The sequence below is a fragment of the Hymenobacter agri genome (assembly GCF_054778495.1).
This window is the reverse complement of sequence record NZ_BAAGZM010000236.1, coordinates 1-6,204: the sequence shown is the minus strand read 5'-3', so window position 1 is coordinate 6,204 and position 6,204 is coordinate 1. Positions and strand designations below refer to the sequence as shown.

Genomic DNA, 6,204 nt, shown 5'->3' with positions numbered 1-6,204 from the left:
GCAGCAGCCTGCGCCGTTGCGTGCGCTTGGCCGCCGGCATGCCCGACTTCCGGGCGCTGGCCGTGAACGGGGCTTTTTTTGGCAACCGCGGCGCTACCGCCACTCAGCAGATTGCCTTCAGCCTGAACACCGCCGCCGCGTTGCTGGCCGAACTGCCCGACGCCGACATGCTGGCTGAGCAGGTGGCGGCGGCGCTGCACCTCCACGTGGCCGTAATGCCCGGCTACTTCCTCGAAATCGCGAAGCTGCGCGCCTTGCGCAAGCTGTGGGCCACGCTGCTGCACGCCTTTGGCCTGCCGACGGAGTTGAACGCCAACCTGCGCATTCACACCATGACGGCTACCTGGACGCAAACCACCCTCGACGCGCATACCAACCTGCTGCGCCACACCACCGAGGCCATGAGCGCCGTGCTCGGCGGGGCCGATTCGCTGAGCGTGGCCCCCTACGACTGCCTGTTTGCCGAAAGCAACGAGTTTTCGGCCCGCCTGGCGCGCAACCTCTCGGTGCTGCTGCGCGAAGAAGCCGGCCTGGGTCGCGTGCAGGACCCCGCCGCCGGCTCCTACTACCTCGAAACCCTGACCGACCAACTGGCCCAGGAAGCCTGGGCACTGTTTCAGCGCACCGAAGAAGCCGGCGGCCTGCCGCAGGTGCGCGCCCAAATTCTGGAGGAAATCAAAGCCGTGGCCAACGAAACCTTCCGGCGCATGGCCAGCGGCCAGCAGGTGGTGGTGGGCACCAACCGCTTCCAGAACCAGCAGGAGAAATTCAGCTTCCACCCCAAAAAGCTGCTGCGCTCGGCCGAGTTCGATGTGACGCGCGCGGCCTACCCCACCGAGGTGCTGCGCCTGGCCACGGCCCTGCACTTCGAGCGGCGCGACCGCAAGAGCAAGCGCGCGGCCGTGGTGCTGCTCGGCGCTAATACTAACCAGGTGATTCTGGAAAGCTTCCTGCAGCTGCTGCAGGAGCACGAGCGGCCCGAGCTGGCGGCCAGCCACCCGGCCGGTACGCTCTCGCTACTCTACTCTTCGGCCGAAGAGGCTACGCTGATGTACGCCACGCCCGAGCAGTTCCGCCGCTTCGCCCGCTTCATTTACCAGATTCCGACCGAGAAGCAGCACTTTATTCCGCCGGCTTTGCTCTCGGCCGATTTGGCGACCATGCACGAAGCCGTGCGCGTGTTCGGCTTCCAGGAAATGAAAGTGCAGGGTTACACGACGGAAGAGGTGCTTGCTCGTTTGCAGGGGCGGAAACTCAATTAAAAATGCTTACTAAGAACGTCATGCTGAGCTTGTCGAAGCATCTCTACCGCGCAGTGCAATCCAATCGACTGGGTTCACTGCTGCGGTAGAGATGCTTCGACAAGCTCAGCATGGCGTTCTGGACGTACTTAGAATTCCCTAAAATGAAGCCCGACTTCTCCTCCATTCCTTACGATGCCGCCGCTGCCCCGGCCGCCCCCGCCGCCGCCGAAACGGCCGCTACGCCCACCCCCGAGGGCATTGCCATCAAGCCCGTGTACACGGCGGCCGACGTGGCCGGCCTCGACCACCTGGGCTTCGGCGCGGGGCAGGCGCCCTACCTGCGCGGGCCCTACGCCTCGATGTACACGCAGAACCCGTGGACCATCCGGCAGTACGCGGGCTTCTCGACGGCCGAGGAATCGAACGCCTTTTACCGGCGCAACCTGGCCGGTGGGCAGAAGGGCCTGAGCGTGGCGTTTGACCTGGCAACGCACCGTGGCTACGACTCCGACCACCCCCGCGTGCAGGGCGACGTGGGCAAGGCCGGCGTGGCCATCGATTCGGTGGAGGACATGAAAATCCTGTTCGACCAGATTCCGCTCGACCAGATGTCGGTGAGCATGACCATGAACGGGGCGGTGCTGCCGGTGCTGGCCTTCTACATCGTGGCGGCTGAGGAGCAGGGCGTGAGCCCGGAGAAGCTGTCGGGCACCATTCAGAACGACATTCTGAAGGAATTCATGGTGCGCAACACCTACATCTACCCGCCCGCGCCGAGCATGCGCATCATCGCCGATATTTTCAGCTACACGGCGGCGAAGATGCCCAAGTTCAACTCCATTTCCATCTCCGGCTACCACATGCAGGAAGCCGGCGCCACCGCCGACCTAGAGCTGGCCTACACCCTGGCCGACGGCCTGGAGTACGTGCGCGCCGGCCTCGCGGCGGGCATGGCCATTGATGAGTTTGCGCCGCGCCTGAGCTTCTTCTGGGCCATTGGCATGAACCACTTCATGGAGATTGCCAAGCTGCGCGCCGGTCGCCTGCTCTGGGCCAAGCTCATGAAGCAGTTCAACCCGACTAACCCCAAAAGCCTGGCCCTGCGCACGCACTGCCAGACGTCGGGCTACTCCCTCACAGAGCAGGACCCCTACAACAACGTGGCCCGCACGGCCATTGAGGCGCTGGCGGCCGCGCTGGGCGGCACCCAGAGCCTGCACACCAACGCGCTGGACGAAGCCATTGCCCTGCCCACCGACTTCTCGGCCCGCATTGCGCGCAACACCCAGCTGTATCTGCAGCACGAAACCGACATTACCAAGGTAGTCGACCCCTGGGGCGGCAGCTACTACGTGGAGACGCTGACTCATGAGCTGGCCGACAAGGCCTGGGCGCTGATTCAGGAAGTGGAGGCGCTGGGCGGTATGGCCAAGGCCATCGAAACCGGCCTGCCCAAGCTGCGCATCGAGGAAGCCGCCGCCCGCAAGCAGGCCCGCATCGACTCGGGCCAGGAAGTCATCGTGGGCGTGAACAAGTACCAAACCACCGAGAAAACCGAGGTCGAAGTGCTCGACATCGACAACGACGCCGTGCGCGAAAGCCAGATTGCCCGCCTCAAACAGGTTCGTGCCAATCGGGACGAAGTAGCCGTGAAAGTGGCCCTGGCCGCCATCACCAAGGCCGCCGGCATCCGGGTAGAAGAACTGGGAAAAATGACTGCAGCAGTTGACGATGCTTCGGCCGAAACTCAACCCTCAACCCTCAGCCCTCAAAACTTGCTGGCCTTGGCCGTGAACGCCGCCCGCGCCCGCGCCACCCTCGGCGAAATCTCCGATGCCCTCGAAGCACAGTACGGCCGCCACCAGGCCACCACGCGCACCGTGGCCGGCGTGTATAGCAGCGAGATGCACCACAACGAAGCCTTCGAGCGGGCCCGCGCGGCGGCCGAGGACTTTGCCGCTAACCAAGGCCGCCGCCCCCGCATGCTCGTCGCCAAAATGGGTCAGGACGGCCACGACCGCGGCGCCAAAATCATCGCCACCAGCTTCGCCGACGTAGGTTTCGACGTGGACCTGGCCCCCCTGTTCCAGACGCCCGCCGAAGTAGCCCGCCAGGCCGCCGACAACGACGTGCACGTAGTGGGCGTGAGCAGCCTCGCCGCCGGCCACAAAACCCTGCTGCCCCAGCTGCTGGCGGAGCTCCAGCAGCTCGGCCGCGAAGACATCCTGGTGATTGCCGGCGGCGTAATTCCGGCCCAGGACTACCAGTTCCTGTACGACGCGGGCGTGGCCGGCGTGTACGGCCCCGGCACGGTCATCGCCACCGCCGCGCTGGAGATTCTGGGGAAGCTGGGGGAGTAGAATTTCATTCCGTTGGTCAGCGCAAGACCTGTTTAGTTACCGTTACAAAGGCCTGCCCCACCCGGCGGGCCTTTTGCGCGCTCGAATCATTGATGCAACGTATTAATATACAAATTTTTATATACTCAAATCAGATAGCCTCCTGGCGGATTATCTGTTATCCGTTATAGCTTTAGGTTTCTTTCCAAATCTGATTTCTTGTTCGTGAGAGCATTTATACTTTTTATATCCTCGCTGCTTTTCTTTATTAGCTACCCCGGCCATTGTCAAGGAGGTCCGGACTGGGAATGGGCACAACAAAAAGGCATTGGTGGACAGGGAATTGCAGTTGATGCACAGGGTAATTCCTACGTCGCTGCTATTTTCTCCGGCACTGTTTCTTTCGGCAGCGTTACCCTGACGACTTGGGGCCTAAATGACATTTCGCTGGCCAAGTACGACCCGCAGGGCAAGTTGCTATGGGTGCAGCAAGCCGGTGGAACCGATAATGACGGCATATTCGCCGTAGCTGTTGATGCCATTGGCAATGCCTACGTGACGGGAGGATTTAGCTCGGCTACAACAAGGTTTGGCGCTATTTCGCTGGCCAAACGCGGCGCGGTGAGCAATCACAGCAACTTGTTTGTAGCAAAATACTCGGCGCAGGGCACTGCCCTATGGGCCCGAACTTTCGCGGGCGGCTCGTACGACGATTCGGACGGCACAAGCATTGCCGTCGACCAGCAGGGCAATGTATACGCGGCGGGCGGGTTTGAATTCTACCTCAACCTCGATGGCCACCCCCAGATTATTGCGCCTTCGGGCTACCTGTCGGCGTTTCTGATAAAGCTTGATGCGCAGGGTACCGTGCAATGGGGACGCAGCGCTGGCAACACGGGCAACGTGTTGGCCAACCGAGGCTACGTGAGCGTGGCGCCCAACGGTGCCATCTATTTCGCGGGTGCTACCACTGTTGCAAACAACTCTCGGGATGCACTACAAGCTTTTCTGAAGTGTTTCGATGCTGCAGGCCGCGAGCAATGGGCGCACGTTTGGGGCAACCCCGCTGCTTCAGCCATCACATCCGGCGTTACCGCCGACGCCCAGAGCAACGCCGTGCTCACGGCCAGCTTCGACGGCCTAGTGGCCCTGGGCAATGGGCAGGTGCTTAGCGGAAATTACCCGAGCAGCTTTGTTATCCAGTGCGATTCGCAGGGCTCGGTGGGCTGGGGCCGGGTGCTGGGCACGGCTGGTATTGCAGCCATCGCGGCCGATGCGCACGGCAATACCTACTTAGCGGGCACCTATCACAAAAACGATAGAATAGGGCCTTTTTCACTTCGAATGGACAGCTACGAAGCTGATTTGTGTGTAGCCAAACTCGACCAGTTGGGGCAAGTAGTGTGGGTGCGTACGGGCGGCGGTAGCGCTTCCAGCGGCGCCACTGCCCTAGCCTCCGATGCCAATGGCCACGTTTACGTTACTGGCTGGGGAATGGGCCGGGGCCACTGCGGCGCGGCACCGGACGGCGCTTCGGGACTGGTGTTGGCAAAGCTGCGGCGCGACAATTTCTCGCTACCTCCGGTTTTGGCAGAAGGGTCGCTGCAAGTGTATCCCAATCCGGCCCACGCACCCAGCTTCGATGTGGTCTTTCCCGGCGCTGCCGATGGCGCCGGCGACTTACAATTATTGTCATCAATGGGCCAGTTGGTGCGCACCCAGACAGTGTACCTGGGCAAAGGCTTGGTGCAAACGCCCTTCGATTGCACCGGGGTGCCGCCCGGCCGCTACGTGCTGCGCCTTGTGCAGGCCAATACTGTGCACACCGGTCAGCTGGTATTAGAGTAGCAATACCAGCTGACCATACGCTTGAGCAGAAGTATGGAGAAGCCATCAAGCATTTTGCCCAAAGCGGCAATTGTATCGATATTCTTCCGTCGCAGGCAGCGCATCTATTCTTCTAAGAACGTCTTGTTGCTCCTATCTCAACAACCCTCTCGTCTTCACAGATATTACGAGCACTGGCAAGTCAACAATCAGTAAGTTAGCGTCCGCTGTCTCACCTTGTTCCTCGCCCCATGCCCCTGCTCGCCCAACTCCTCATCGGTTTCGTCGCCCTGCTGCACCTGTACATTCTGTGGCTGGAGATGTTTGCCTGGACCACCCGCGGCCCCAAAACCTTCCGTTCGCTGCGGCCGGAGCTGTTTGAGCCCACCAAGGTGCTGGCAGCCAACCAGGGGCTGTACAACGGATTTCTGGCCGCCGGGCTGGTGTGGGCGCTGCTGATTGCGGACCCGGCTTGGCAGCGCAACGTGGCCTCGTTTTTCCTGGGATGCGTGGCGGTGGCGGGCATCTACGGGGCGGCCACGGCGGGGCCGCGCATTTTGCTGGTGCAAACGGTGCCCGCGCTACTGGCGCTGGCGGCCGTGTGGCTGGCGTAGCGCGAATTTTTAGTTCGCGCTACATCACCTCGAATTCAATGACCCACACCCACTCGTTGCGGGCCCAGGCCGTGGGGTAGATGGAATCGAGCAGGCCGCGAAAGGCGGCGACGGGGCTGGCGTACCAGCGGAATTCGCCTGGCCGGGCGGGGGCGGGCTCCACCCCGCCCCAGGGTAGCT

4 protein-coding genes are annotated in these 6,204 nt (G+C 62.1%); all 4 read left to right on the top strand.

Annotation, left to right across the window (positions count from 1 at the left end; all coding sequences use genetic code 11):
• Positions 1-1,262, top strand: a 1,262-nt coding sequence (locus ACYVDE_RS12605; protein WP_460501898.1) for a methylmalonyl-CoA mutase family protein, incomplete at its 5' end; no start/stop codon positions are given.
• A gap of 143 nt (positions 1,263-1,405) precedes the next feature.
• Positions 1,406-3,604, top strand: coding sequence for a methylmalonyl-CoA mutase (gene scpA, locus ACYVDE_RS12600; protein WP_460501897.1), 2,199 nt, complete (start codon positions 1,406-1,408; stop codon positions 3,602-3,604).
• A 204-nt stretch (positions 3,605-3,808) separates the two neighbouring features.
• Complete coding sequence (locus ACYVDE_RS12595) at positions 3,809-5,431, top strand: T9SS type A sorting domain-containing protein (RefSeq protein ID WP_460501896.1); 1,623 nt, start codon at positions 3,809-3,811, stop codon at positions 5,429-5,431.
• Positions 5,432-5,661: 230 nt separating this feature from the next.
• On the top strand, positions 5,662-6,024 hold the full coding sequence (locus ACYVDE_RS12590) for a DUF1304 domain-containing protein (RefSeq protein WP_460501895.1): 363 nt from the start codon (positions 5,662-5,664) through the stop codon (positions 6,022-6,024).
• Positions 6,025-6,204 lie beyond the last annotated feature (180 nt).

Bases quoted from the DNA above. Each gene is read 5' to 3' on its own strand.
- scpA (WP_460501897.1), top strand. From the start codon at position 1,406: ATGAAGCCCGACTTCTCCTCCATTCCTTACGATGCCGCCGCTGCCCCG.
- ACYVDE_RS12590 (WP_460501895.1), top strand. From the start codon at position 5,662: ATGCCCCTGCTCGCCCAACTCCTCATCGGTTTCGTCGCCCTGCTGCAC.